The organism is Streptomyces sp. NPDC052101, assembly GCF_040680235.1.
In the GTDB taxonomy this organism is placed as follows: Bacteria; Actinomycetota; Actinomycetes; order Streptomycetales; family Streptomycetaceae; genus Streptomyces.
In genome coordinates, this window is record NZ_JBFAWH010000031.1 from 23,308 (window position 1) to 48,479 (window position 25,172).

At 71.0% G+C, this 25,172-nt stretch carries 23 protein-coding genes and 2 pseudogenes; 6 read left to right on the forward strand and 19 right to left on the reverse strand.

All coding sequences use genetic code 11. The annotated features are described in order from the left end of the window. Window positions 1-4 precede the first annotated feature (4 nt). The 6 genes from iolE to AB0L75_RS35665 all read right to left on the reverse strand — a co-directional run bounded on the left by iolE (window position 5) and on the right by AB0L75_RS35665 (window position 6,982). Window positions 5-919 carry a myo-inosose-2 dehydratase gene (gene iolE, locus AB0L75_RS35640; RefSeq protein ID WP_365189681.1) on the reverse strand — a complete coding sequence of 305 codons (915 nt, stop codon included), beginning with the start codon at window positions 917-919 and terminating at the stop codon, window positions 5-7. Next, window positions 916-1,455: a hypothetical protein gene (locus AB0L75_RS35645; protein WP_365189683.1), complete on the reverse strand. Its 540-nt coding sequence runs from the start codon at window positions 1,453-1,455 to the stop codon at window positions 916-918. Before AB0L75_RS35645 ends, iolE begins: the two co-directional genes overlap by 4 nt. Continuing rightward, on the reverse strand, window positions 1,452-2,564 hold the full coding sequence (locus tag AB0L75_RS35650) for a ferritin-like protein (protein WP_365189685.1): 1,113 nt from the start codon (window positions 2,562-2,564) through the stop codon (window positions 1,452-1,454). Before AB0L75_RS35650 ends, AB0L75_RS35645 begins: the two co-directional genes overlap by 4 nt. Next, window positions 2,561-4,486: a GMC family oxidoreductase gene (locus AB0L75_RS35655; protein WP_365189688.1), complete on the reverse strand. Its 1,926-nt coding sequence runs from the start codon at window positions 4,484-4,486 to the stop codon at window positions 2,561-2,563. The genes AB0L75_RS35650 and AB0L75_RS35655 overlap by 4 nt, the downstream gene beginning before the upstream one ends. A 77-nt stretch (window positions 4,487-4,563) precedes the next feature. Then, window positions 4,564-5,850 (reverse strand): glycoside hydrolase family 15 protein, encoded by a 1,287-nt coding sequence (locus tag AB0L75_RS35660; protein ID WP_365189690.1) that lies wholly within the window; start codon window positions 5,848-5,850, stop codon window positions 4,564-4,566. A 931-nt stretch (window positions 5,851-6,781) separates the two neighbouring features. Further along, on the reverse strand, window positions 6,782-6,982 hold the full coding sequence (locus AB0L75_RS35665) for a hypothetical protein (protein ID WP_365189693.1): 201 nt from the start codon (window positions 6,980-6,982) through the stop codon (window positions 6,782-6,784). 49 nt (window positions 6,983-7,031) lie between these two features. Here AB0L75_RS35665 and AB0L75_RS35670 point away from each other — a divergent pair, with 49 nt between their 5' ends. Beyond that, window positions 7,032-7,187, forward strand: coding sequence for a hypothetical protein (locus tag AB0L75_RS35670; RefSeq protein ID WP_365189696.1), 156 nt, complete (start codon window positions 7,032-7,034; stop codon window positions 7,185-7,187). A 32-nt stretch (window positions 7,188-7,219) separates the two neighbouring features. Beyond that, window positions 7,220-7,552, forward strand: a complete 333-nt coding sequence (locus AB0L75_RS35675) for an arginase family protein (protein ID WP_365189698.1) — start codon at window positions 7,220-7,222, stop codon at window positions 7,550-7,552. Window positions 7,553-7,687: 135 nt separating this feature from the next. Here the strand turns inward: AB0L75_RS35675 and AB0L75_RS35680 are convergent. Further along, window positions 7,688-8,454, reverse strand: a pseudogene (locus AB0L75_RS35680) (glucose 1-dehydrogenase). Between the two features lie 178 nt (window positions 8,455-8,632). On the opposite strand from AB0L75_RS35680, the gene AB0L75_RS35685 reads away from it, so the two are divergent. From AB0L75_RS35685 to AB0L75_RS35700, 4 genes are read left to right on the forward strand one after another with little or no spacing between them, the layout of a single operon-like run. Continuing rightward, window positions 8,633-9,763, forward strand: coding sequence for an LLM class flavin-dependent oxidoreductase (locus AB0L75_RS35685; protein ID WP_365189700.1), 1,131 nt, complete (start codon window positions 8,633-8,635; stop codon window positions 9,761-9,763). Continuing rightward, the gene (locus tag AB0L75_RS35690) at window positions 9,760-10,506 is read left to right on the forward strand and encodes a glucose 1-dehydrogenase (protein WP_365189702.1); all 747 of its coding nucleotides are present in this window, start codon (window positions 9,760-9,762) and stop codon (window positions 10,504-10,506) included. The genes AB0L75_RS35685 and AB0L75_RS35690 overlap by 4 nt, the downstream gene beginning before the upstream one ends. Beyond that, entirely contained in the window at window positions 10,503-11,480 is a 978-nt protein-coding gene (locus tag AB0L75_RS35695) for an alpha/beta hydrolase (RefSeq protein ID WP_365189705.1), read from the forward strand. Before AB0L75_RS35690 ends, AB0L75_RS35695 begins: the two co-directional genes overlap by 4 nt. Further along, the gene (locus AB0L75_RS35700; protein WP_365189708.1) at window positions 11,477-12,499 is read left to right on the forward strand and encodes an MBL fold metallo-hydrolase; all 1,023 of its coding nucleotides are present in this window, start codon (window positions 11,477-11,479) and stop codon (window positions 12,497-12,499) included. The genes AB0L75_RS35695 and AB0L75_RS35700 overlap by 4 nt, the downstream gene beginning before the upstream one ends. Before the next feature lie 65 nt (window positions 12,500-12,564). Here AB0L75_RS35700 and AB0L75_RS35705 read toward each other — a convergent pair whose 3' ends face one another. From AB0L75_RS35705 to AB0L75_RS35760, 12 genes and pseudogenes are all read right to left on the reverse strand, one after another. After that, window positions 12,565-13,374, reverse strand: a complete 810-nt coding sequence (locus AB0L75_RS35705) for an SDR family NAD(P)-dependent oxidoreductase (protein ID WP_365189710.1) — start codon at window positions 13,372-13,374, stop codon at window positions 12,565-12,567. 55 nt (window positions 13,375-13,429) lie between these two features. Continuing rightward, window positions 13,430-15,091, reverse strand: coding sequence for an FAD-dependent oxidoreductase (locus AB0L75_RS35710; protein WP_365189713.1), 1,662 nt, complete (start codon window positions 15,089-15,091; stop codon window positions 13,430-13,432). A 114-nt stretch (window positions 15,092-15,205) separates the two neighbouring features. Beyond that, window positions 15,206-16,093: a MaoC/PaaZ C-terminal domain-containing protein gene (locus tag AB0L75_RS35715; RefSeq protein WP_365189716.1), complete on the reverse strand. Its 888-nt coding sequence runs from the start codon at window positions 16,091-16,093 to the stop codon at window positions 15,206-15,208. A 43-nt stretch (window positions 16,094-16,136) separates the two neighbouring features. Then, the gene (locus AB0L75_RS35720; protein WP_365189719.1) at window positions 16,137-16,628 is read right to left on the reverse strand and encodes a flavin reductase family protein; all 492 of its coding nucleotides are present in this window, start codon (window positions 16,626-16,628) and stop codon (window positions 16,137-16,139) included. Then, window positions 16,625-17,518, reverse strand: a complete 894-nt coding sequence (locus AB0L75_RS35725; protein ID WP_365189722.1) for a VOC family protein — start codon at window positions 17,516-17,518, stop codon at window positions 16,625-16,627. Before AB0L75_RS35725 ends, AB0L75_RS35720 begins: the two co-directional genes overlap by 4 nt. A gap of 31 nt (window positions 17,519-17,549) precedes the next feature. Then, the gene (gene hsaD, locus AB0L75_RS35730; protein ID WP_365189725.1) at window positions 17,550-18,410 is read right to left on the reverse strand and encodes a 4,5:9,10-diseco-3-hydroxy-5,9,17-trioxoandrosta-1(10),2-diene-4-oate hydrolase; all 861 of its coding nucleotides are present in this window, start codon (window positions 18,408-18,410) and stop codon (window positions 17,550-17,552) included. 12 nt (window positions 18,411-18,422) lie between these two features. Then, window positions 18,423-19,589 carry a 3-hydroxy-9,10-secoandrosta-1,3,5(10)-triene-9,17-dione monooxygenase oxygenase subunit gene (hsaA, locus tag AB0L75_RS35735; protein ID WP_365189728.1) on the reverse strand — a complete coding sequence of 389 codons (1,167 nt, stop codon included), beginning with the start codon at window positions 19,587-19,589 and terminating at the stop codon, window positions 18,423-18,425. 335 nt (window positions 19,590-19,924) lie between these two features. Further along, window positions 19,925-20,113 (reverse strand): hypothetical protein, encoded by a 189-nt coding sequence (locus AB0L75_RS35740; protein WP_365189731.1) that lies wholly within the window; start codon window positions 20,111-20,113, stop codon window positions 19,925-19,927. Continuing rightward, complete coding sequence (locus AB0L75_RS35745; protein WP_365189734.1) at window positions 20,032-20,811, reverse strand: SDR family oxidoreductase; 780 nt, start codon at window positions 20,809-20,811, stop codon at window positions 20,032-20,034. Before AB0L75_RS35745 ends, AB0L75_RS35740 begins: the two co-directional genes overlap by 82 nt. After that, window positions 20,808-21,802: pseudogene (locus AB0L75_RS35750) on the reverse strand (LLM class F420-dependent oxidoreductase). Before AB0L75_RS35750 ends, AB0L75_RS35745 begins: the two are co-directional and overlap by 4 nt. Beyond that, window positions 21,726-23,300 (reverse strand): FAD-binding protein, encoded by a 1,575-nt coding sequence (locus AB0L75_RS35755; RefSeq protein WP_365189736.1) that lies wholly within the window; start codon window positions 23,298-23,300, stop codon window positions 21,726-21,728. Before AB0L75_RS35755 ends, AB0L75_RS35750 begins: the two are co-directional and overlap by 77 nt. A gap of 244 nt (window positions 23,301-23,544) precedes the next feature. Continuing rightward, on the reverse strand, window positions 23,545-25,164 hold the full coding sequence (locus AB0L75_RS35760; RefSeq protein WP_365189739.1) for a FadD3 family acyl-CoA ligase: 1,620 nt from the start codon (window positions 25,162-25,164) through the stop codon (window positions 23,545-23,547). Window positions 25,165-25,172: the final 8 nt, after the last annotated feature.

Below are 25,172 nucleotides of genomic sequence, written 5' to 3' on the forward strand. Positions count from 1 at the left end.
TTCACTACCAGCCCAAGACGTCGGCGAGGTAGGCGCGGGCCTTCTTGGCGTACTCGAGCGGGATGGCCTTGTTCGGGTCCTGCTCGGCTTCCACGACCAACCACCCCCGGTAATCGGCGTCGGCGAGCACCTCGAGGATGGGCCGGAAGTCGATCGCGCCGTCTCCGGGCACGGTGAAGACGCCTAGCTCGACGCCCTCCTGGAACGACAGGCCTTCTTCCCGCACCCGGCTCACGACCTCGGGCCGGATGCTCTTCATGTGGACGTGGCCGATGCGGTCGGCGTAGGCCCGGGCCATGTCCAGTGGATCGTCGCCGGCGAAGGCGATGTGGGCGGTGTCGAGCAGGAGGTGGACCAGGGCCGGATCGGTCGAGGCCATCAGCCGGTCGACGTCGGCCCGGGTCATGACGCCGGTACCCATGTGGTGGTGATAGCTGAGCTTCATCCCGGCCGAGCCCGCGATCTTGCCGAGTTCGTCCAGGCCCGACGTCAGGGCGTCCCACTGGGCGTCGGTGAAAACCGGGCGGTTGGCGAACACGTCGACAGGGAGCAGGTGCGACGACGCTCCGAACTCGGCCACGACCAGCTCGGTCCCGCCCAGCGCCTTGACATGGGCCAGCGTCTCCTCGAAGGCGGCGATCGTCTTCTGCCGCATCTTGCCGATCGTGAAGTACGTGCTCGTCCAGGGCTCGGACACCTGGAGGCCGCGCAGATCGAGGGCGGCCTTGAGCGCGGCGGCGTCCGAGGGGTACTTGTGCCCGATGCTGCAGCCCTGGAAGCCGGCGAGCGCCATCTCGCTCACGGCCTGGCCGAAGGAGATGTCGGCGTCGATGGTGGGGAAGTCGTCGTTCCACCACAGGGTGCAGCAGACGCCGAGCTTCACCTTGTCCGGGCCGAGGCGGTCAGCCAGTCCTGTCATTTCGTCGCCCCTTTCAGGTAGCGGTCCGCGATGCGGGGCGGCTGAGCCCAGGAGCCGTAGCCGGGCCCCTTGGCGCCTGGAGGATTGGCCCCGATGGCCCGCCACAGCAGCCCCTCCTGGTAGGAGGCGGCGGTGACCGTGGAAGTCTCGCCCTCGGTATGGGCCCCATAGCAGTCGGTCCACTCGGGTGGCAGCGCGTACCACGTCCCCGCGTACCAGAGTTTGATCAGATTGCGGGCCACCGGGCCGAGGCGGTCGTCGCTGAAGATCCGGTGGCGCAGGGCGCGGTCGAGCAGAGCCCGGTCGAGGAAGGCCCGGTCGGGCAGGGCCCGGTCATGGCCCCTGGCATCGACGGCCGCGTCCGCCCGGGCTGCCCGGTGGGCGTCCAAGAGAGCGGTGACGACCTCGTCGCCGCAGGCCGCCTGCACCTTGGCCAGGTAGGGGCGGGCCAGACCGGTGCCGAGGAGCACGGTCTCTTCGAAGGCGGTCAGGTCGACCGACAAGGAGAGGAAGTCCTCGAACGACGGGGCGGTCACCGCGTCACCTCCTGCGCGCTCTCGCCAGCGGCCGGTGCGGCCGCCGGATCGGCCCCGAACGCGGCCGGGATCTCGAAGGTGGGAGCGGCGTGCAGGCCGTCGCTGCCCGGCAGGGGGTTGCGCACCAGCCGGTTGAACCCGTCGCGCAGGCGGAACATGTCGCAGACGGCGTCCTGCAAGAGGCCCGGCTTCCCGTTGAACGCTCTGGTGAGCAGGGCGAGAAAGGCCCCGTATTGGGCGTTGAAGTCCCGGGCGACACGGGCGAGTTCCGAACCCGCCGGGAAGTCGGCCAGCCGGGCGCTCACCTTCACCTTGTACACATCGTCCCAGCTGATGCTGAGCGGCGGCCCCGAAGGCGCGTCGGGGTCGTCGCCCACCTGGTAGTAGCGGCCGAGCTGCAGTTGCCGGAACCGGTAGTAGTGGGCCAGCTCCCCGTCCGCGTCGTAGATGCCGGAGTCGAGGCCCTCGCCCTGGGCGGCGATGAAGCGCAGCGCTCGGCAGGCCGAGTCCAGGTCGGAGACGACGATCACCGCCCCACCGCCGGAGTAGAAGTACTCGGGCCCCACCTGCAGGGCCGGATCTCCGGAGAAGAGCTTGGGGTCCCCGGCTGCCACCTTCTCGAGCCCTTCGATGATCTCTGCGTAGAACTCGCCGATGCTGTAGAAGCGCATCCCCTCGGCCGTCGGGCTGAAGGCCAGTACCGGACTCCCGCTGTCCGGTGTGCGCAGCAGCCGTGCGTCGGCACTGGGGGCCTGGCCCGGCCGTTCGATCTTGCAGAACGTCTCCACCGCCTCGGGGGACAAGGGCCGCAGGTCGACGGTGAAGTCGTTCTCCCCGTCGGGCAGATAGGCCGGGTAGGACGGCACGAAGCCGGGGCGGGTCAGGTCGGGCTGCCCTCCGATGGCGTTCAGGACGTTGGCGACGAGGGTGAGGTGCAGCATCTCCTCCACCGCGACCACCCGGATGATGTGGGCGGCGTCGGAGTTGGTGGTGGACTGTATGGAGTAGTACGCGGTCAGGTAAGGGGGGATGGTCGCGTGTTCCAGCGCCATCGCCACGTGCAGATAGCTGATCAGGTCGTCACGGTTGTTGATGGTCGACGCGGTCACCGGGCCACCTCCTGAGGCCGGCGCCGGCCGGCTCCGGTCGAGGTGACGTCGATCGGTGCGGTCTCGGTGTCGAGCTGGGCCAGCATGGCCCCGACGCTGCGCAGGCACAGGGCGGCGACGGTGAGCGTCACGTTCGACGTGCCCACGGTGGGCATGCTTCCCCCGCCGACCAGGTAGAGGTTCTCGTGATCCCAGCACCGCTGATCCGGGTTGACCACCGAGGTCGACGGGTCGCGGCCCATCGTGTGGGTACCGGCGAGATGGTTGCCCCCTCGGATCTCGTACCCCTCGCCGGCATGGACGGCGTAGCCCCAGAAGTTCGGGTCGTACTCGGTGTGGTCCTCGGCTCCGAGGCGGGCGAAGATCCGTCGCGACAGCTGCCGGGCGTACGCCACCCCCCGCATCGTGTAGTCGGGGATGTCGTAGGTGAGGATGGGCCGCATGTTCCCCAGGTGGTCGGTGTAGGCCGGGTCCACGGTGATCCGGTTGCTCGGGTTGGCGGGGACCTCGACCATGAACGCCAACTGCAGCTGGCGGGAGACCCGGTCCACCAGGCCCTGGCGGAGGGACTCGCCGTAGCGTCCACCGGCGTCCACCAGGTCGATCAGGTCGGTCATCGGCGCCCCCCGGGCCCAGCCCCAGCCGTCGTTGTGTATGTCGACGCTGAATGCCGCCTGGCGGCTGCGGAAGCGGCCCCCGCGCAGGTCGGTGATGCCGCCCGTGCAGTTCGTGCCCCGGAAGGTGCCGGCCACCTCTGGCAGCAGGGCCCACGCCAGCAGATAGGCGTGGTCCATGAAGTTCCGCCCCATCAGGCCGCTTGAGCTGCGCAGGCCGGAGGCGAGCATCAGCCGGGGGTTCTCCACCGCGTTGGCGGCCAGGATGAACAGCCGGCCCCGGGCTCGCATGGTGGTGAAGCCGGGGTTGTCGGGCCGGTCGTAGCGGCGGTACTCGATCTCGGTCACCCGGCGGGTCTGCTCGTCGACGTGCACCTTGTAGGCCACCGCCTGGGCCACCAGGTCGACCCGGCCGCTCTGGAGGGCCACCGCGAGGGTCTTGCCGGCGTGGTACTTGGCCTGCACGGGGCAGATGGGCACGCAGTTGTTGTTGCCCTGGCACCGCCCGCCGACCTCGACCTGGTACGTGCTCACCGCCCCTCGCGGCACGTAGCCCTTCCCGCCGTCGAAGGCCGGGTTCGGTATCCCGTTCCGCCCCTGCGGGAACGGCCGGACCCGCAGTTCGCGCCGCTCCCCGTCGAGTTCGACCGGCATCCCGTCGAGGTCCTTGGCGACCATCCGGTCCAGGTACGACAGGGGCAGCCCCTTCATCGGGAACACGTAGCCCTCGTCGAAGGTCATCCCGAGGTAGGCCTGGTCCTCCACGTCGGCGGAGACGCCGATCTCGCGTTCGGCCTCGTTGTAGTACGGGGCGAGGTCCTCGTAGGTGAGCGGCCAGTCGGCCCCCTCGCCGTAGAGCGTACGCATGCGGAAGTCCTCGGGGAGCATCCGCAGCGTCTTGGCCTCCCAGTGCATGGTGGTGCCGCCGAGGACCCGCGTATAGGTGGTGTCGGTGGCGAAGGGCCCGCTCTGGACGATGTAGGCCGAGGCGTCGGGCGCGCCCGGGGCGATGCGCCGTGCGTCGGTGCCGCGGGGCATCGGGGCGTTGGCGAGCACCGGGTACGGGGACTGATTGTCCTTGCTGGTGGCCGAGTAGAAGCGGTCGAGGTAGCTCTCGTAGCCCCTCAGGGTGAGGTCCTCGGCGGGGCCCGCTTCGAGTATCAGTACCCTCTTGCCGGCGTCGCTCAGCCGCGAGGCGATGAGGGCGCCGGCGATCCCGCCGCCGACGATGACGGCGTCGTAGAGAATCTCGGCCGCCGCCGCGGGGTCGGTGCGCTTCGCCGACCCCTCGGGGAACTTCGCGTACATGGGGCAGTCACTCCTCCGCTGCCAGGCGCGGCCGGGACCGGTGTGGGGTCAAGGATTCGAGTCGGTCGGCCATTGGGTCACACAGCCTCGGCCCGGGCCCGCATGGCGGACAGGTAGGCGGCATAGCTCCACGTCAGGTTGTGCACACTGCGCTCGAAGCCGGTGGTGCCGTCGAACTGCTCGGACAGCTCCAAGTTGTCACTGTGGTGGATGACGGCCTGCACCATGGCGTCACCGGTGGCCGCCAAAGCGGCGGCGGCTGCCGCCGGGGCCGTCGACGCGTCGATGCCGGACTGGGCGAAGAAGGGTGCGGACAGATCGTCCAAGGGCACCTTGCCGCTCGACTTGATCTCGGCGGCCAGCTTGTAGTGCAGCTCAGCGACGTTGCACGTGGAGAGGGCCCAGGGGTGGCCGCCGAGCACCGGGTGCGCGGTGTCACCGTCGTAGACGTCGCCCGGGTAGCGGCCGAACAGCGGCCCGATACCGAACGCTTCCTTGTCGGCCTTGTTGATGGGGTAGAAGGCGATGCCGCCCTCCTCCCACTGCGAGCGCAGTTGGGCCGCTGTGGCCAGCAGCTTGGTGTCGGTGACGGGAAGGGCGCCGTAGACGGCCGACTGGACGATGTCGATGTTCGGGTCGTAACCGCTGACGACCGGATTCTCGGGCGACGGCTGGGACCCGTCACCGGGGTCGGCCAGCATGCTCACGTACTTGCTCCCGTCCCAGTGGCTTGCGAGGGCCTGGCGCAGCCACTTGATGGCGGGACGCAGCCCGGTCGGCTTGTCGATACCGACGATGGTCGAGGCCTGGATCTCCTCGAAGCAGCGCAGCTGGGCTGAGCGGGCGAAGAAGCTGTACCCGCCGTGCTCCTCCCACAGGTTCGTGGTGGGGCCCTGGTAGACGCCGAGGAGGTAGGCCACGTTCGAGTTCACCAGGTCGACCGCCCGCTTCTGGGTGCCGAGGTCGAGCTGGTCGTAGGCGGCCAGGATGGTGATCGTCTGCAGGGCCGGACCGTCGTTCTGCTCGGTCCACGGGCGGGCGTCGCCGGCGATGTTGAAGCAGGCGTGCCCCTTGGTCAACGGCGGCTGGGCGTTGGAGTGGCAGAGGTCGGCGAACTGCACGTAGTCGTTGAGCGTCTGCACCGTCCCGCCCGGGCGGGTGGGCATGTCGGCCTTGGCCACCTCCATGGCCGTGATGGCTCCGTCGCGCACCCAGTTGAAGACGTAGTCCTCGTCGATGCCGGGGGTGTCGGCCGGGAAGGACGGGGCGGCGATGATGCAACCCGGCTTCGAGTCCCGGGAAATGTCGCCCGGCGACTGCGGATCGCTGAAGACGAAGCCGTCACTGGCGATGTTCCGGAACATGAAGGTATACATGGTCGGCACGAGCGACGGCAGATCTACCGCTCCCGGAGAAAAGGAGATCTGGAGGTTCGCCCGCGCTCGGGAAGTGTCGGCTGGCCGGTTCGTGCGGGCGGGCGTGGTGTTGGATTCAGACATTGCTGAACTCCCCCGATATCTTTTCGAGCGAACTATCGGATCCGGTGGGCACCCTGGTCGCGTGAATCGAAAGGCTTGGACCCGAGTGCGGCCATGAGTTGCCTCCGCGGGGCGCTTGGGATTCCGGCGCGAGCAAGCCGGATGACGCCGCGAGAGGGTGCAGATTGTTCATGGGGACTTTGATGGCGTCAGGCTGCGAGTTGGTATCGCTGCTGGTGGGCCTGACGCGAAGACCACTGCCGCGTCACCAGCGGTGCGCGGGAACCCATCGAGAGCGCCGAGTGGGCCGCGAGCGCGTTCCGGCCGACTCGGTAGGCCTTGGGCACGGCCTGGCCATCGCCCGCACCCTGGCGGCCGCACGGGTGCGGCAGGCCTCTCGTGAGCCACGCGCGTGGAACGGCCGGGAGGATGCGCGGGCAGTCACGAGACTTCCCTTACTTTCCTTGAGGAGAGTGACGCACGACAACGCCGTCAGGCCTGCGGTGACACTCTGAATCAGGTGCCCGAGTCGACGCCATTCCCACATTTGCGCTAATAGGGAATGCATTCCTTCGTCCCCCCCGTTTTCTCAGAAAGCGCGCGATGCAGAGACTCTCCGGCAGCGGGTCCCAAGGCAGCATTTCGCTGAACGGAACAGAGAAATTTTGAAGCAGCCTGAGACGTGACCCAACCACGCGATGCGTAATGCGACTTGGCATGCCCTTATCTTTGCGTACCGCAGGCTACAGTTAGCCGGGTAGGTGCCGCAAGAGAAAATTCCGATGTTGCGTATGAGGTTGAAATAAACGGATGCAGCTCACTGTTGCATAACTGTGCGTCGAATCTTGATGTTGCGCGTCATCGCGCCGCGTCCGTCTCGGCGACCCGTACGGCGTCGTCGGTCGACAGCGACTTCGGGCTCCATGGCTTCACCACCGGCCGTCTCGACCTCGACCATGTGCGCATCCCCGATCCCAATGTGCTCGGCGATGTCGGCCAGGGCATGAGCATCGGTCAACTCCAAGTACCTCGGCCACGAGTGGGCCACCCAGTCAGGACGGGACGCCATGGAGGTCCACGGTGCCGGCGCCTTGGACGCCGCTTACCCCCTTCAGCGCCTGTGGCGGGACATCCAGCACACCTACCCGCCTGCGTGCGCCCTGATCCGACGGTCGCCTGGTACTGCAGCCGGATTTCTGCATTTGTGCTGGTCAACGGCCTGATGGTGGGGAGTGTAGTGGCGGTGTGCGTTCAGGTGCCGGAGCCCCCGATCGGCGTGCTCGACGTCGAGTGCCGTCTGCTCGACCTGCCGCGCGTCAACGCGTTCCTCGACACGTTCCCCGACGAGTCCCTCGCGAGCTGCGACATCGTGCACCGCAGCCTCGACCTCGACGTGCTCCCGGCCGGTACGGCCCCCGATGTCAGTGCCCCCGCCGCATACGGGGTGCCGATGGAGATCGTCGAGCACGTCTGCGCCACGGTGGTGGCGAGCGGGAAGCCGGTCGTGTGCGACGTCGCCGAGCTGAACCCAGACCTCGACGTCGACCACCGCACGGTGCGCGCCGGAGTCCGCCCCCGTTGCCAGTGAGCCGGTCGCCAGGCTGTGGGAGCAAGACCTCCAGCCATGCCCAGGGGTACCGCTTCGGGACCGGGCCGGGCATGGGAAGGGGCGGTACGGACCTGTGTTCCGTACCGCCCCTTGCGCGTGCGTCGATGCTGGGCGTCACCGACCGGTCAGTCGCTGGACCGTCGGCCCCGCGGTCCATCCGCCGTCGACGGCCAGTTCGGCGCCGGTGACGTACGAGGCGGCGTCCGAGAGGAGGTAGGCGACCGCCTCCGCGACCTCCGGAGGCTCGCCGACCCGGCCCATGGGGGTGTTCGGGTACCTGCCCTCGCCCCGCTCGATGCCGACGTGGGCGGTCATCGGAGTGTGAGTCATGCCCGGATGCACGGAGTTGACACGGATCCTCGCCGCACCCAGCTCCACCGCGCCGACCTTGGTGAGCCCGCGCACTCCCCACTTGGCCGCGCCGTAACCGGCGGTCATGGCCAGGCCCATCAGGCCCGCCGACGAGGAGATGTTGACGATGGAGCCGCCTCCGCGCTCCTTCATCAGCGGGATCACGGTCCGCATGCCGAGGAAGACACCGGTGAGGTTGATGTCGAGGACCCGGCGGAAGTCGTCGGCCGACTGCTCTTCGAGCAGGTGGGAACCACCGGAGATGCCCGCGTTGTTGACGAGGCCGTCGACGCCGCGAACTCGGCGACCGCGTAGGCCCCCACGCGCCGCCAGTCCTCCTCGGAGGTGACGTCGTGCCGGACGAACCGGGCGGCGTCCCCGAGCTTTTCGGCGGTGGTCCGCCCGTCCTCCTCGAGCAGGTCGGTGAGCACCACCTGCGCGCCGGCCGCGACGGCCAGCCGGCCGGCTTCCGCACCGAGTCCCCGCGCTCCACCCGTGATGACCACCGTCTTGCCCTGAAGATCCGTCATCGAAGTCCTCTCCTCGCGGTGCGTCGTGCGGCGGCGCCAAGACCGTACGGTCCCCCTTCTCAGGAGCGGAACAGCGTCCTCCCACTGAGCGGGAGCGGCGGGACCCGTCGGCGCGCCTTCCCTCTGCGAGGTATTCCTGCTAGAAGTATTTCGATCCGAAATACCAGAGGAGTCCGTCGTGAAGTTTTCGATGATCTTCGAGGCACAGATGGCCGACCCTGCACCCCAACGGGAGCGCCAGGTCCTCCACGACTGCGTCGAACAGGCCGTCTACGCCGAGGAGATGGGATTCGACCGGATCTGGGCGGTCGAGCACCACGCGCTGACGCAGTACGCGCACATGAGCGCGTCCGAGATCTTCCTCACCTGGGTGGCGGCGCGGACCTCGCGCATCCGCATCGGCCACGGCGTGGTCACCCTGCCCTTCGGCTACCAGCACCCGGTCCGGGTCGCCGAACGCGCCGCCATGCTCGACGTACTGTCCGGCGGCCGCGTCGACATCGGCGCCGGCCGCGGCGCCACCCGGCAGGAGATGTCCATGTACGGGGTGCGCCCCGAGGACACCTACCCGCAGATGGAGGAGGCGCTGCGGATCTTGAGCAACGCCTGGCGCGAGGAGACGTTCGAGTGGCACGGGTCGATCGACATCGGCCCGGGCGCGATCCTGCCCCGCCCCGTCCAGGACCCGCACCCGCCGCTGTTCATGGCCTGCAGCAAGCACGACACCCTCAAGCTGGCCGCTGAACTGGGCATCGGCGCCCTGGTGCTGGGCTTCGCCGGCGCCGACGACGTGCGCGAGATGCGCAAGATCTACGACGAGGCCATCGCCACCCGCGGCGGCGACCGTCTCGTCTCCACCGAGATCAACAACCATTTCTCCGCGCTGTGCCCGACCATCGTGCTGGACGACGCCGAGGCGGCGTACCGGATCGGCACCCGGGGCCAGCGGTTCTTCGCCGAGTCCATCGCCCACTGGTACGGCAACGGTCCTGCCCCCACGGGCTACGACGAGAACGAGGACCACGTGGCCGCCATGGAACGCGACTGTGAGGAGCTGGTCGCCAAGCTGCACGAGGCGTCCGTCCCCGTCCGCCCGGCCGACACCGGACAGTTCAACGCCAAGCACGCCTACGGCGACGCCGACACCGCCATCGCCTACGTCGAGCAGCTGCGCGAGATCGGTGTCGACGAGGTGATGTGCCTGATCCAGATGGGCACCGTGCCGCAGGAGGCCTGCATGGAGACCATCCGGCAGTGGGGCGAGAAGGTCATCCCCCACTTCCGCGCGCTCGAGCAGGCCGACCAGTGACGGCCCCGCGGCTCGACGGCCGGACCGTCGTCGTCACCGGAGCCGGACGTGGCCAAGGCGCAGTCGAGGCACGGCTGTTCGCGCAAGCCGGGGCAGGGGTCGTGCTCACCGACGTACGCGAGGAGGAGGGCCGCGCGGTCGCCGAGGAGTTCGGCGACCAAGGGCTGTTCGTCGCCCACGACGTGACCGACGCGGCCGGCTGGCGAAAGGTCGTCGACGCCGGCCTGGAGGCCTTCGGCCGGATCGACGCCCTGGTCAACAACGCGGCCCTGTGGCGGACGGCCCCCGTGGACGAGGACACCGAGGACAACCTGCGGCGGCTGCTCGACGTCAACCTCGTCGGCCCGTTCCTCGGCATCCAGGCCGTCGTCCCGGCCATGCGCGCCGCCGGCGGCGGGTCGATCGTCAACATCTCCTCCACCGCCGGCCTGGTCGGCATCGTGGGCCACGCCTCCTACGGGGCGACGAAGTTCGGCCTGCGCGGGCTCACCAAGTCCGCATCCCTGGACCTCGCCCCGTACGGCATCCGGGTCAACTCCGTGCACCCCGGCATGGTCGACACCCCGATGGTCGCGGGCGCGCTCGGCGCGGACGCCGGGAGCCGCGAGTGGCCGAACGTGCCGCTGCGCCGGATGGGCCGCCCTGAGGAGGTCGCGGAGCTGGTGCTGTACCTGGCCTCGGACGCCTCGTCGTATGTGACCGGCGCCGAGTTCGCCATCGACGGCGGGCTGACGGCCCAGTGAGCGACCCCCTCACCCCGCGTGCCCGGAAGCTCGCCGACGCCATGTCGGCGAACTTCCCCGATCCCGCCCTCGGTCCGATCGATCCGGCCGAGATCCGGCAGGCGGCACAGGCCGGTGCCGAGTCACGGTCGGTACGCCGACTCCCGCGGGTCACCGACCGGTCCGTGCCCGGGCCCGAGGGCGCGCCCGACCTGCCGGTGCGGATCTACGTGCCGGTGGCGGACCCCGGCTCCCCGCTGCCCGTCGTGGTCTTCTTCCACGGCGGCGGCTGGGTGCTGTGCGACCTGGACACCCATGACGGCCTCTGCCGCGAACTGGCCCTGCACTCCGGCGCGGTGGTGGTCTCGGTGGACTACCGCCTCGCTCCCGAGCACCGCTTCCCGGCCGCCGCGGAGGACGCCTACGCGGTCACCGCCTGGGTGGCCGCGAACGCCGCCGACCTCGGCTGTGACCCGGGCCGGCTCACCGTCGCGGGCGACAGCAGCGGCGGCAACCTCGCGGCGGCCGTGACCCTCATGGCACGGGACCGCGGCGGCCCGCGCATCGCGGCGCAACTGCTGGCGTATCCCGCCCTCGACCACCGGATGGACACCGCCTCCTACACGACGTACGCCACAGGCTACTTCCACACGACGACGCACATGCGCTGGTACTGGGAGCAGTACCTGGGCCCCGGAGGGGACGGCTCGCATCCGTACGCCTCCCCCGGGCTCACTCCCGATCCGTCCGGCCTGCCGCCGGCGGTCGTGGTGCTGCCCGAGTGCGATCCGCTGCGTGACGACGGGGTGCACTACGCACGGCGCCTGCAACAGGCAGGCATCTCGGTGGAGTTGACGCTGTGGCCCGGCACGTTCCACGGCTTCCTCGGCCTCGCCGGCCTGCTGCCGGAGGCAGACCAGGCGCTTTCCGAGGCGGCGCGCGACCTGCGGGCCGCGCTCCACCGCCCTCCGACCGGGAATCGAGCGATCGAATGAACCGACCCCTGCCGCAGTGGACGGAGCCGGGCGTGTACGAGGTGCTGCCCGGCATCCATCGCATTCCGCTGCCGCTGCCCGACGACGGGCTGCGCGCGGTGAACGTCTACGCCGTCGCCGACGGCGACCGCGTGGTGCCGATCGACTCGGGCTGGGCCCTGGCCGAGAGCCAGAACCGGCTCGCCCGCGCGCTGGACGCGATCGGCTACGGGCTCGAGCACGTCTCGGAGTTCCTCGTCACGCACCTGCACCGCGACCACTACACGCAGGCGCTGGCGGTGCGGCGTACCTACGGCAGCCCGGTCAGCCTGGGCGCGGGCGAGCGGCCGGCGCTGGAGTGGCTGATCCGCGAGGTGCCGACACGTCCGGTGAGCCAGCTCGACCAGCTCGCGCGCAGCGGCGCCGACGACGTCCTCGCGAGGCTCGCGACGCTGCCCGAGGACACGACGGTGGACGACAAGACCTGGGAGCTGCCCGACCGCTGGTTCAAGGGCTCCGTCGAGATCCGGCTGGCCACGCGCACCCTGCGCGCGATCCCGACGCCGGGCCACACCCAGGGGCACCTCGTGTTCCTCGACGCCGAGGCGGGCGCGCTGTTCGCCGGGGACCACGTCCTGCCGCACATCACCCCGTCGATCGGCTTCGAGACGGTCCCGGGCCGGTCCCCGCTGGGCGACTACCTGGCCTCACTGCTGCTGGTCCGCACGATGCCCGACGTACGGCTGCTGCCCGCGCACGGGCCGGTCACCGACAGCGTGCACCGGCGGGTGGACGAGCTGCTCGACCACCATGCCGCACGGCTGGACGCCACCCTCACGGCCGTGGCGGACGGCGCGCACACCGCCCGCGAGGTGGCCGGACGGCTCGGCTGGACGCGTCGGCAGCGTCCGTTCGAAGGTCTGGACCCGTTCAACCAGATGCTGTCGGTCCTGGAGACACGGGCCCACCTGGACGTGCTCGCCGAGCGCGGGATGCTACGCGCGACGGACGTCGACGGCGTCACCCGTTACCAGGCGTGACACAGACAGGGTCCCGGTCCGGATCAGCGACGGACCGGGACCCTGTCTGTGCGGGGCGGGCGGGGTCACATATGGGTGCCGCCGTCGACGCGGATCTCGGTGCCCGTGATGAACGCGCCGTCGTCGGAGGCCAGCATCGCAACGACGCCCGCCACCGCACCCGCGTCGGCGAAGCCGGTTCGCGCATCGGCGTAGCCCTCTCCGAACAGGGCCGGCCGCAGCTTGGCGAACAGCTCCCAGTCGGTGTCCTCGGGCAGGCCGGGCCCGCTGTTCTGGCCGGCGCCGCCGGAGCCGTCGGTCATCCCGCTGGAGATGCTGCCGGGCGCCACGCACACCGCGCGCAGCCCCTGCTTGGCGTACTCCAGGGCGATGGCGTGCGTGAAGGACTGGATGCCGCCCTTCGACGCGGCGTACGCCGCCATATAGGGGTGGGCGAAGGACGCGGAGGTGGAGCTGAAGTTGACCACCACGCCCTTGCCGCCGGCCAGCAGCGCGGGCAGCGCCTCTCGGGTCGTCAGGAAGGTGCCGGTGAGGTTCACCGCGATGGTCCGGTTCCAGGAGTCCAGTGTGGTCTCGTGGGTGTGCGCGGAGCGCAGGATGCCCGCCGAGTTGACCAGTGCGTCCAGGCCGCCGAGTCCGGTCACCCCGGCGGCGACGCCGGCCCGCACCGAGGACTCGTCCGACACGTCCAGCACCTGTGTGTGCAGCCGGTCCGCGAGGCCCTCGGCCAGGGCGGCCGTCTCCTTCAGCCCCGCCTCGGAGATGTCGGCTGCGACGACCGAGCCGCCCTCCCGCAGGATGCGCAGGACGGTCGCCCGGCCGATGCCGGACCCGCCGCCGGTGACCAGTACCCGCCTGCCTTCGAATCGCCCCATGGAATTCTGCCCCTCTTGCCGAACTGCGTTGTCTTTACCGGTATGTGATGCGGAGTCACAGGCCCGCGATGTGGTTGACCGCGAGCCAGCTGAAGGTCATGGCGGGGCCGATGGTCGCGCCCGGCCCCGGGTACGTCTCGCCCATGACCGCGGCCGAGACGTTGCCGGAGGCGTACAGGCCCTCGATGACCGTCCCGTCCTCCCGCTGCACGCGGCCCGTGGCGTCGGTGACCAGGCCGCCCTTGGTGCCGATGTCGCCCGGGTGCACCGGGACGGCGTAGTAGGGGCCCTTCTCCAGCGGCGCCAGGTTGGGATTGGGCAGCGTCGGGTCGCCGTAGTAGCGGTCGTAGACGCTGTCGCCGCGGTGGAAGTCCTCGTCCCGGCCGCCGCGGGCGAAGCCGTTGAAGCGGTCCACGGCGGCGCGCAGTTGCTTCGGCGGGGCGCCGATCTCGGTGGCCAGCTCCTCGATGGAAGCCGCCTTCTTGACGAAGCCGCTCTCCAGCCAAGCCTTGGGGAACGCCTGGCCCGGGAAGAGGCCCAGGAAGATGTAGCGGGCCTTGGACGTGGCGTCGAGGATCATCCAGGACGGCACGGTGGTCGCGTCGAGCCTGTTGTTGGCGTACATCACGTCGACGAACCGGTGATACGGCGCAGCCTCGTTGGCGTACCGCTGGCCCGCCGAGTCGACGATCACCATGCCGGGGATGCCGCGGTCGGCGACGAGGAAGAACGGCTTGCCGCCGGGCGGCACCGCGGAGGGCGCGCCCCACACCTTGTCCATGAGGTCGACGGCGCCGCCGGCAGCCATGCCCAGCTCCAGGGCGTCGCCGGTCTGGCCCTCGGGGGCGGCGCTCCACTCGCCGGAGGTCGGCGACGGCAAGTACCTCTCCCGCAGCTCCTGGTTGTGCGAGAAGCCGCCGGAGGCGAGGACGACGCCACCAATGGCACGGACGGCGAGGTCCCGGCCGTCGCGACTGACCCTGACGCCGGTGATCCGACCGCCGTCCCGCACCAGTTCGGTCAGCGGCGCCGACAGCCACAGTTCGCCGCCGAGGGTGTCGAGCGAGTGCCGCATCCGGGCGACCAGCGCCTCACCGAGGGAGAGCGGCTTGCGGCCGGTCAGCAGGGCCTTGACAGCGCGGGCGCCGACCTTGGCCGAGGTCCGCTTGCCGGCCCAGGTGCGCGCGACCATGTTCAGATGGCGGAAGTCGTGGGAGGTGATGGTGAGTCCGTAGGTGGGCAGCCCGGCCCGCCGCATGGTGGCGCGCTGTTCGGGGGCGAGCTTCTTGAAGTCGAAGATCCGCGGTTCGATCGAGCGGCCCTGCGGGTAGCCGCCCAGCTCCTCCGGGAAGTAGTCGGAGTAGCCGGGCGTGTAGACGAACTTCACGTCCGTGCGGTCGTGGAACTCCCGCACCATCTTCGGTCCGTGGCGCAGGTAGGCGTCCTTGCGGGCGGCGGGGACGCGGTCGCCGACGGTGGCCTCCAGGTAGGCGCGGGCCTTCTCGGGGGTGTCGCCGAGCCCGGCGGCGTCGAGGTGGAAGTTGTTCGGCACCCAGATCGCGCCGCCGGACAGGGCGGTGGTGCCGCCGTAGCGGTCGGTCTTCTCGACCACGAGGACGCTCAGTCCCCGCAGCCGGGCGGTGATGGCGGCGGCCATCCCGGCGGCCCCGGAGCCGGCCACCACCACGTCATACGTGTGGTCCCACGTGTTGTTCATCGTGTTCTACCTCGTCGTGTCGTTCCGGTCCGGCTCGCGGACGGGGGCGCGCCGCGGCGGTGGGATGTGGTGCGGCGGCCGGGGCGGGTGACCTTCCGGGCCCCGGCCGCCGGGTCAGCGGGCGGTGACCGCCGCGTCGGTGAGGACCGGTGCGTCGTCCCGCTCGACGGCCGTGACCGTCAGCAGGTGACGGGTGCTGCCGTGGACTTCTTCGACGTCGGTCCAGATGCGCAGCCGCAGGGTCTCGCCGGGGAAGAACACCCCCGCGAAGCGGGTGCGGCACCCGGTGACGCGTGCCGCGTCACCGTCCAGCATGCGTTCTGTGACGGCCTTGACCGCCATCCCGAAGGTGCACAGCCCGTGCAGGATGGGGCGGTCGTAGCCCGCGCGGCGGGCGGTGGCGGGGTCGGCGTGCAGGGGGTTCCAGTCGCCGGCGAGCCGGTAGAGCAGCGCCTGCTGACGGAGCGTCGCAACCTCCAGCACCAGGTCGGGTTCCCAGTCCGGGGCGGGGAGGCGCTCGGAAGGTCCGCGGTCGCCGCCGAATCCGCCCTCGCCGTGGACGAAGATCTGGTTGCGCTGGGTGAGGAGCGGTTCGCCGTCCTCGCCGAGCAGGGTCGACTCCTGGACGAGGACGGCGGCCTTGCCCTTGTCGTACACCGCGGGCACCCGGGTGACGGTGGCCGCCCGGGCGGCGGCGGGCAGCGGGCGGTGGACGGTGATCTCCTGGCCACCGTGCAGTACGGCGGTCAGGTCGATGTCCACGCCCGGCAGGTCGAAGACCTGGAACCCCACTCCCCCGGTGCCGCCGGCCACCACACCGAAGGTGGGCAGGACCTGCATGCCCCGCTCGTGTCCCTCGAAGACGTAGCGCAGTTCACCGGGGTCGGTCTCGGGGACGCCCGCGCCCAGCGCCAGGTGGTACAGCCGCACGTCGCGGTCGTCCCAGACGGCCGCGGCGCGCACAGGTGGGGCGGAGGTCACCTTCTCGACGTCGATCGGCATGGGCTGCGGGTTCCTTCGCTGTCGATACGAGGTTCAGCAGGGCTCAGCTCGCGAACGTGGCGGTGGCGTAGCGGCTGCGGTAGTACAGCAGCGGCCCCGCGTTCTCCCGGGCGGCGAGGCCGGTCACCTCGCCGGTGACGATGTGGTGGTCCCCGGCCTCGTGGACGTTCGCCAGGCGGCAGTCGACGGTGGCCAGGGCGCCGTCGATCACCACGGTGCCGTGCGGCGAGGTGTGCCAGGGCACGGAGGCGAACTTGCGCCCGCCCCGGGCGCCGAGGGCCGCGCAGATCTCCTGCTGGTCCGCGGCGAGGATGTTGACGCAGAAGCGGCCCACCCTCTCGATCCTCGGCCAGCTGGTGGAGGACCGGCCCACGCTCAGCATGACCAGCGGGGGGTCGAGGGAGAGGGAGGCGAAGGACTGGCAGGCGAACCCGACGGGCTCCTCCCCGTCGAGCGCCGCCACCACGGTGATGCCACTGGCGAAGTGGCCGAGGACGTCCCGGAAGACGGCCTCGTCCGTCCGGGGCTCGGTCACCCGTTCCACTGGTGACCCCAGAAGCTGTCGGCGGTGATCTCCTTGGCCACCCAGCTGGCGGGGTCGACGAGCAGTCCGTCCCAGCCGTACTCGACCTGGAAGCCGCCGGGGGCCTGGGCGTAGAACGACACCATGTGATCGTTGGTGTGCCGGCCGAGGGTGGAGGCGATCGGGATGCCGGCGGCGTTCATGCGGTCGAGGCCGCGGCCGACGTCGTCGAGGGTCTCCAGTTCCACCATGAAGTGCACGATGCCGGGGGGCAGCGCGCCGGGGTACAGGCCCAGGCTGTGGTGGCGGCGGTTGGGGCTCAGGAAGTGCATCCAGTGGAAGTCCCGCTGCTCCTTGGCGGTCGGGACGGCCTGCGGCGGCAGTTTCATCGAGTCGCGCAGCTGGAAGCCGAGCAGGTTCTCGTAGAAGTCCAGCGCGGCCTCGATGTCCGGTGCCGGCACCACGACGTGGCCGAGGCCCAGGTCGCCGGTGACGAAGCGGTTGCCGTACGGGGTGCCGAGCGGGGTGTGGTCGAGCGCCGGGCCCCAGTAGATCTCCAGCGGGTTGTCACAGGGGTCCGTCACATGGATCAGGCCCTGGACGCGGCGCTCGGCGAGTTCGGCGGCGTCGGCGGGCTTGACGGCGAAGCCAGCCGCCTCCAGCTCCTCGGTGGCCCGGTCGAGCGCGGCGGCGTTCGCCACCTCCCAGCCCGCCGCCAGGAGGCGGTCGCTGGCACCCTGCTGGACGGCGATGCGGTAGGAGCGGTCGTCCATGCGCAGGCAGAGGGTGTTCTCGTCGGTGCCGGAGGCCTCCACCATGCCGAGGACGTCGAGGGTGTAGCGGCGCCACTCGTCCAGCTTGGTGGTCTCCAGGCGCAGGTAGCCAAGGGCACGGATGTCCATGGTGGTCACCTCTCCAAGGGGTGTGGGGTGGTCAGTGCGAGAAGAAGTCGAGGGCCAGGCGGTTGAACTCGTCGGCCTGCTCGGTCTGGGCCCAGTGGCCGCAGTGCGGGAAGACGTGCAGGCGGGCGTCGGGGATGGTCTTGAGGGCGACCAGCGCGCCGTCGAGGGGGTTGACCCGGTCCTCGCGACCCCAGGTGAGCAGCACCGGGTGGGTGATCTTGTGGGCCTCGCGCCAGAGCATCCAGTCCTCGGTCCAGGCCGGGTCGGCGAAGGAGGCCGCCATGCGGGCGCCGCCCAGCCGGGTCTCCGGGTCGATGGCCGAGGCCCAGCGGTCCTCGACCAGTTCGTCGGTGACGATCGACTGGTCGTACGCCATCACGCCGAGGAAGGCGCGCAGTTGCTCCTTGGTCGGTTCGGGGGAGGTGTTGAACTCGAAGAGCCGCTTGATGCCCTCGGTGGGGTCCGGCGCGAAGAGGTTGACGGACACTCCGCCAGGGCCCATCAGCACCAGCTTGGCGACCTTGTCCGGGTGGTTCAGGGCCATGCGGACCGCGGTTCCGCCGCCGAGGGAGTTGCCGATGAAGTGGGCCTTGCCGATGCCCAGTTCGTCCATCAGTCCGGCGACGGCGGCCGCGCTGAAGCTGAAGTAGTCGCGGTCCAGCTCGGGCTTGCCGGAGCGGCCGAAGCAGGGCTGGTCGACCAGCAGGGTGCGGAACCGGCCTGCGAAGACAGGGAGGTTGGTGCCGAAGTTGCTCCAGCCGGAGGCGCCGGGACCGCCGCCGTGCAGCATGATGACGACGGGTGCCTCGGCCGGCCCGGCCTCGTGGTAGTGCAGGGTGAGCCCCGCCGCCTTGGTGGTGCGGGAGGTCGAGTCGTAGGTGATGTCTGCCATCTGCGCCGCCTCTCAGGCCATGGGGTCTTGGATGTCCACGCCGAGTTCGGACTGACCGAACATCACCAGCGCCCGCTCCGGGTCATTGGCGGCGTGGCCGCGGCCGGTGTGGGCGTCGCGCCAGGCGCGCTGGACCGGGTTGGGGCCGGTGCGCATGGCGTTGCCGCCGGCGTTCTCCACCAGCAGGTCGATCGCCGCGACCGCGCGCTCGGTGGCGAGCACCTGGTCCCGGCGGGTGCGGGTGCGCTGCGCCATCGTCAGCTCCTCGCCGCGCTGGACGGCGGCGTACATCTCGCCGATGTTGCGGGTCAGCTGCAGCCAGGCCGCGTCGATGTCGCTGCCTGCGCGGGCGATACGCACCTGCGCGAAGGGGTCCTCGGCGACCTTCTGGCCGTAGGAGATGCGGAACCGCTGCCGGGTGGCCTCGATGTACGACTCGTAGGCGCCCTCGGCGATACCGACGACCGGGGTGGCGATGGTGGTGGTGAACACGCCGGCGTACGGCAGCCGGTACAGCGGCTCCGGGTTCAGCTCGTGGCCGGGCACCTTCAGGGCGGTCACCGGGCCGAAGCTCAGGGCGCGGTGCTCGGGAACGAAGACGTCCTCGACGACGATGTCGTTGCTGCCGGTGCCGCGCAGGCCGACGGTGTCCCAGACGTCGTCGATGCGGTACTGGGAGGCCGGGATGAGGAAGGTCCGCATGTCGACGGGGTTGCCGTCGGCGTCCGGGACGAGGCAGCCCAGCAGCGCCCACTGGGCGTGATCGCAGCCGGAGGAGAAATGCCAGCGGCCGGAGAGCCGGAAGCCGCCGTCGACCGGGGTCACCCTGCCGGTGGGGGCGTAGGAGGAGGCGATGCGGGTCTTGGGGTCCTCGCCCCACACCTCCTGCTGGGCCCGCGGGTCGAACAGGGCGACGTGCCAGGGGTGGACGCCTACGACGGAGGCGACCCAGCCGGTGGAGCCGCACGCCTTGGCGATCTCCTTGACGGCGGAGTAGAAGACCTGGGGGTCGGCGGCCCGGCCACCGAAGGCCTTGGGCTGCAGGAGCTGGAAGAAACCGGTGTCCTCCAGCTCCTTGATGGAGGTGTCGGGCACGCGGCGCAGCGTCTCGGCCTCGGCCGCGCGGTCGCGCAGGGCGGGGGCAAGGGCTCGGATCGCTGCCAGGACATCTTCGACCATGGGGCATCCCCTCTCGGGTCGTGGCGGCGGAAGTGGCAGGACCGTACGTCGCGCTGTTCCGAAACGAAATACGCCGCTCCCACTGAGCGGGAAGGAGCGGCGGCGGCTGCGCGGCCGGGAGGAAAACCGGTGGAAGGACTGGAGGGAGGACCGGGGAGAGGACGGGGGAAAGGCCGGGAAGGGCCGCAGGAATTGCCGGGGAAGGACCAGGAAAACGCCTGCGGGTGTCTCTCCGAAGCGCTTCGGAGAGACACCCCGCGGGGTGTCGCCGCACGTCATAGAGGTCCGCAGACCCCGGCCGGAAACCAACCCCGAGGCAGGCGGCGCGCGTCGCGTCAGGCCACTGCCTGGGCGGCCAGGTCGTCGCTCGGCTGTGCGGCGGGCTGGGCCCGGGGCAGGGCGAGGGCGAGCAGCAGGCCGGCGAGGGAGGCTCCGGCGGCGATCAGGAAGCCGGTCCGGATGCCGCCGTCGGTGTAGAAGACGAAGCCGTTCGCGACCGTCGCGATGTGCGAGTTGAGGACCAACGCCCCACCTGGTCGGCGTACTTCGCGGGTGTACTGGCCCACATCGGGGTCTGCGTGGTGTCGGTGAGGTCGGGCGCGACGGCGTTGACCCGGATGCCGTACTGGCCGACCTCCGCCGCCAGCGAGGCGGTGAAGTTGACGACGGCGGCCTTGAAGGCGCCGTAGACGGCGTTACCCGGTATGCCGCGCATCCCCTCGACCGAGGTGAGGTTGACGATGCCGCCGCCGCCCCGTTCCACCATCCCAGGCAGGAACGCCCGGGTCACCCGCAGGATGTGCAGCAGGTTCAGCTCGTACATCCGTTGCCAGTCGGATTCGTCGCTGGTGAGAAAGGGCCCGGCCGGGCGGTGGTCCCCCACGTTGTTCACCAGGAAGTCCGCCCGCCCGGCCGCCTCGACCAGCTGGGCGACCGTGGCCGGATCGCGGATGTCGCCGACCACGACGACCGGCTCGACCCCGCTCTCGCCGGCGGCCGCTTCGGCGGTGCGGCGGGCGGACTCGGCGTCGATGTCGGCCAGGACCACCCGCGCCCCGTGCCAGGCGAGGGCGCGGACGATGCCCGCCCCGATGCCGGCGCCACCGCCGGTGACGACCGCCGTGCGACCGGCGAACAGCGGCCGGCCCTCCGCACGCGGCAGCCCGGAGGGGGCGGGCGGCTCCGGCGGTGCGGGCAGCTCCTCGTACGGGAAGGAGGTCATGGCTTGAGCTCCAGCTTCCGCGCGGCCTCGGACATCTCCTCCAGCAGCGCGCCCACGGTGCCGGCGTGCCGCGAGCCGGACAGCAGCAGGCGGTCGGCGCCGAGCTGCCCGGCCCACTCGACCCTGTCGGCGGCGCGCGGCAGGGTCGATCCGAGGGTCAGCTCGACCTGCGCCGGGTCCCGCCCGGACTTGACCGCCTCCCCGTGCATCAGGGAGATGGCCGCCGCCAAATCCTCGCCGGCGAGGCCCAGTGGCTGGAACCCGTCCCCGCGCCGGCCCGCTCGCCGGGCCGCAGCGGCCGAGTGCCCGCCGATGTGCAGCGGGACCCCGCGGGCCCGGTGCGGCTTGGGGTAGCTGTGGGCGCCGCACAGGGTGAAGAACTCCCCTCGAACGTGACCCCTTGGGGGTCCCTGCTCCACCACAGCTCGCGCATCAGGTCGATCGCCTCGTCGGCGATCCGCCCGCGGCGGCGGAAGTCGCCGCCGCAGGCCTCGATCTCCTCGCGCATCCAGCCCAGGCCCAGACAGATCCGCAGCCGCCCGCGGCTGAGCCGGTCCAGGGTCGCGAGCCGCTTGGCGAGCACCACCGGGTTGTGGTTGGGCAGCACCAGGACACCGGTGGACAGACCGATGCGCCGGGTCGCACCGGCCAGGTAGGCGAGCAGCTCCAGCGGGTCGGGACAGGGACAGTCGTCCGGCAACGGCAACCGGCAGTCGGGGGCGTAGGGATAACGGCTCTCCGTGTCGCTGATGACCACGGCGTGCTCGACCGCGCTCACCGACTCAAAGCCCAACTCCTCGGCATGCCGGGCGATCCGGACCACTTCGTCGGGTTCGGTCGTGACGCCGAGCTCGACCGGGAGCACCAGGGCGAACTTCACCGACCCCTCCTCAGCAGCGGGAAGCGCTCCAGGATCATCGGCCCGTCCCCTGCGCCGCCATGTCGGCGGCTGCCAGGTGCCCGAAGACCATGGCGGAACCGATCGGTACACCCGGGCCCGGGTAGTGGGGGCCGGACACCGAGGCGGCGGTGTTGCCGGCCGCGTACAGGCCGGGTATCGGGGTGCCGTCCTCGCGCAGCACCCGGGCCCGGGTATCGGTCCGTACGCCGCCCTTGGTGCCCAGGTCGCCGAGGACGATCTGCACGGCGTGGTACGGGCCCTCCTCGACCGGCACGAGGCAGGTGTTGGGGCCCTTGCCCTGGGCGAAGAAGAGGTCGTACGGGTCCTCGCCGCGATGGAAGTCGGCGTCCACGCCGTCGGCCGCGTAGCCGTTGAACGTCCGTACGGTGTCGCGCAGCGCCCCGGCGTCGACGCCGATCCGCGCCGCGAGGCCGTCGAGGGTGTCGGCGGTGTGCCACAGCCCGGCCTCGGTGAAGGCCTTGCGGTCGGCGGGGACGACGGTGATGCCGGGCAACTCGTCGCCGAACCTGCCGTCGAAGACCCACCAGACCGGGTTGTCGGCAGTGGTGCCGGCCTCGGCGGCCAGCATCTGGCGGCCCATCCGGTCGTACGGCAGCGACTCGTTGGCGAACCGGCGGCCGCAGCCGTCGACGAAGATGCCGCCGTGCAGCCCGAGCGTGAAGGCCGCCGAGCCGTCGGGGAAGCGCAGCGAGGGGCACCACCAGGACTCGTCGAGCAGGCCCGTACCGGCGCCCGCCTCGACGGCGGCGAGCAGCGCCTGGCCGGTGTTGCCGCCGGGCGCGCCCATCGTCCAGTCCGCTCCGGACAGGCCCTGCCACTCGCGGCGCAGCTCGGCGTTGGCCTCGAAGCCGCCGGCGGCCAGCAGGACGCCGCGGCGCACCCCGATCCGCAGGGTGCGACCGTCGTGCTCGGCCTCGGCGCCGACCACCCGGCCGTCCTCGGTCACCAGCCGGGTGAGGGCGGTGTGCAGCAGGGTGCGACCGTTGCCGGTGGACTCGTACGCCAGCAGCAGGCGGCCGATCAGGGCGCGGCCGTCGGTGAGCGGCCCGTCCGGGGCGGGCAGGCCGAGCCGTTCGGCCCAGGCCGGGGGACGTACGGCCGTCAGCAGCGGGTGCTGCTCCTCCGGCGCGGGCAGGTCCACAGGGAAGACACCGCGGCCGGCGTCGAACCGGCCCGGGGTGGCGTAGTAGTCGGGGAAGGGCCGGTGCTCGAACTTCACGTGCCGGCTGTCCTCGAGGAAGGCCACGGTCTCCCCGGCGCCGTCGAGGTAGGCGTCCTGCAGGTCGTGGTCGGTGGCCTCGCCGACCACCGCGCGGAAGTAGGCGCGGCCGAGGTCGGCGGAGTCCGCCAGACCGGCCCGTTCCTGGGCCTGGTTGCCGGGCAGCCACAGACAGGCGCCGGCGTAGGCGGTGGTGCCGCCGAAGTACCCGGTCTTCTCGATGACCAGGGTGTCCAGTCCCCTGGCCGCCGCGCCGTACGCGCCGGTGAGTGCGCCGCCTCCGGAGCCGACCACCAGCACGTCGCATTCCTGGTCCCAGCTGTTCTGCGTGTTCACCGTATTCGCCATCGCGTCCCTCGGGTGTGTGGGTTGCCGGTGCGGGCCATGCGCCGACGGCCGGGAACCGCGGCGCTCGTCGCACCGCCGTCCGGGCACGTCGGCCGCAGGGGGGACGAGTATGTGCGGGAGCCGGGCTGCGGAGAATCGTGGATTCCCGGTGAGCGGAAGATCCCCCGGCCCAAGTCAGGGCGGGTCTTGTCGCGTGCCGCCGGGCCGGGTCACGGCGTGTCCTGTCCCGTGTCCCCGACCCGAGTCAGTCAGTGCTCTTCTCCCGTGCGGCACGCCGCAGTTCACCCTTGAGGATCTTTCCGCCGGCGTTGCGCGGCAGGTCCGGCACGGCGACGAAACGGCGCGGCACCTTGAAGTTGGCCAGCCTCTCCCGGGCCCACGCGGTCAACTCGGCGGCATCGGGCTCCGCTTCGGACTCGGAGACGTAGAAGGCGACGCCGACCTCGCCCAGGCGCTCGTCGGGGGCGCCGACGACCGCGGCGTCGGCGATCTGGGCGTGACCGCGCAGGACGTTCTCCACCTCAGCCGGGTAGGCGTTGAAGCCGCCGACGATGTACATGTCCTTGAGCCGGTCGGTGATGGACAGATAGCCGCGCTCGTCCAGCACGCCGATGTCGCCGGTGCGCAGCCAGCCGTCCTCGTCGACGGCGGCGGAGGTCGCCTCCGGGTCGTCGACGTAGCCGCGCATCACGTTGTAGCCGCGCACCTGCACCTCACCCGCTTCTCCCGGCCCCCGCACGCTGCCGTCCGCGTCCGCCACCCGCACCTCGGTGCCGGGCAGGGCCGGGCCGACGCTGGTCGCGACGGTCCTGGCGTCCACGTCCGGCGGGCACACGGAGACCACGCCGGTGGACTCGGTGAGGCCGTAGGCGCTGAACACCCGCGGGATGCCCAGCCGTTCGCGGATCGCCTCGATCAGTGCCGGGTGCACGCCGGTGCCGCCGAGCCCGGCGAGACGCAGTGCCGTCAGATCGTGCTCGGCGCGCCGCGGGTGGTCCAGCAGGCTCTCGAAGACGGTCGGCGTTGCCAGCAGCACGCTGATCCGCTCCGAGCCCAGCAGGGGAAGGATGCGGTCGAGGTCGAAGACCTCCTCGGGGAACATGGTGACGCCCTTCAGCAGGCAGGCGACGACGCCGGCCTTGTAGCCGAAGACGTGGAAGAACGGGTTGACGAGCACATAGCGGTCCCCGGAGCGCAGTGTCACCGCGCGGGCCCACTCGTCGAAGACCCGCATGGTCTGGCCGTGGGTGGTCATCACCCCCTTCGAACGCCCGGTGGTGCCCGAGGTGAAGAGGATGTCCGCCAGGTCGTCGGGGCGGACCGCGGCGGCGCGGGCGGCCCGTTCGGACTCCGCCACGCGCTCGCCGGCCGCCAGGTACTCGGCCCAGCCCAGCGCTCCTTCCCCGGGCTCGCCACGCAGTACGACGGTGCCGCCGAGCGGCCCGAGGTCCTCGCCCGAGTCGCGCAGCATCGTCACGTAGTCGTTGCCGAGGAAGCCGCGCTCGGTGAACAGCAGCCGGGCGCCGCTGCGCCGGATGAGGTCGGCGGCCTCGGCGGCCTTGTAGCGGGTGTTCAGGGGGACGAGGACGGCTCCCACGGACACTGCGCCGAGCACGGCGACGATCCACTGCCGGCTGTTCGGCGCCCAGACCGCGATCCGGTCGCCGGGGCCGAGGCCCTGGGCGATGGCGGCCCGCGCGGAGGCGGCGATCTCGTCACGCAGGCGGGTGAAGCTCCAGCGGACCTCACCGTCGACGAGCGACTCGTGCGCTCCGTACGCGTCCGCGGCGAAGTCGGCGAGCTGCGCGATGGTGGCGGGGGCCGGCGCGTGCGCCCCTGACGGGTTGTTGAACACGCTAGTCATGCCTCTTT

Coding starts and splice junctions, on each gene's coding strand:
- AB0L75_RS35670 (WP_365189696.1), top strand. CDS start 7,032: ATGGAGGTCCACGGTGCCGGCGCCTTGGACGCCGCTTACCCCCTTCAG.
- AB0L75_RS35745 (WP_365189734.1), bottom strand. CDS start 20,811: ATGACCTCCTTCCCGTACGAGGAGCTGCCCGCACCGCCGGAGCCGCCC.
- AB0L75_RS35725 (WP_365189722.1), bottom strand. CDS start 17,518: ATGGACATCCGTGCCCTTGGCTACCTGCGCCTGGAGACCACCAAGCTG.
- AB0L75_RS35700 (WP_365189708.1), top strand. CDS start 11,477: ATGAACCGACCCCTGCCGCAGTGGACGGAGCCGGGCGTGTACGAGGTG.
- hsaD (WP_365189725.1), bottom strand. CDS start 18,410: ATGGCAGACATCACCTACGACTCGACCTCCCGCACCACCAAGGCGGCG.
- AB0L75_RS35655 (WP_365189688.1), bottom strand. CDS start 4,486: ATGTACGCGAAGTTCCCCGAGGGGTCGGCGAAGCGCACCGACCCCGCG.
- AB0L75_RS35660 (WP_365189690.1), bottom strand. CDS start 5,850: ATGTTCCGGAACATCGCCAGTGACGGCTTCGTCTTCAGCGATCCGCAG.
- AB0L75_RS35710 (WP_365189713.1), bottom strand. CDS start 15,091: ATGAACAACACGTGGGACCACACGTATGACGTGGTGGTGGCCGGCTCC.
- hsaA (WP_365189728.1), bottom strand. CDS start 19,589: ATGGTCGAAGATGTCCTGGCAGCGATCCGAGCCCTTGCCCCCGCCCTG.
- AB0L75_RS35705 (WP_365189710.1), bottom strand. CDS start 13,374: ATGGGGCGATTCGAAGGCAGGCGGGTACTGGTCACCGGCGGCGGGTCC.
- AB0L75_RS35755 (WP_365189736.1), bottom strand. CDS start 23,300: ATGGCGAATACGGTGAACACGCAGAACAGCTGGGACCAGGAATGCGAC.
- AB0L75_RS35760 (WP_365189739.1), bottom strand. CDS start 25,164: ATGACTAGCGTGTTCAACAACCCGTCAGGGGCGCACGCGCCGGCCCCC.
- AB0L75_RS35715 (WP_365189716.1), bottom strand. CDS start 16,093: ATGCCGATCGACGTCGAGAAGGTGACCTCCGCCCCACCTGTGCGCGCC.
- iolE (WP_365189681.1), bottom strand. CDS start 919: ATGACAGGACTGGCTGACCGCCTCGGCCCGGACAAGGTGAAGCTCGGC.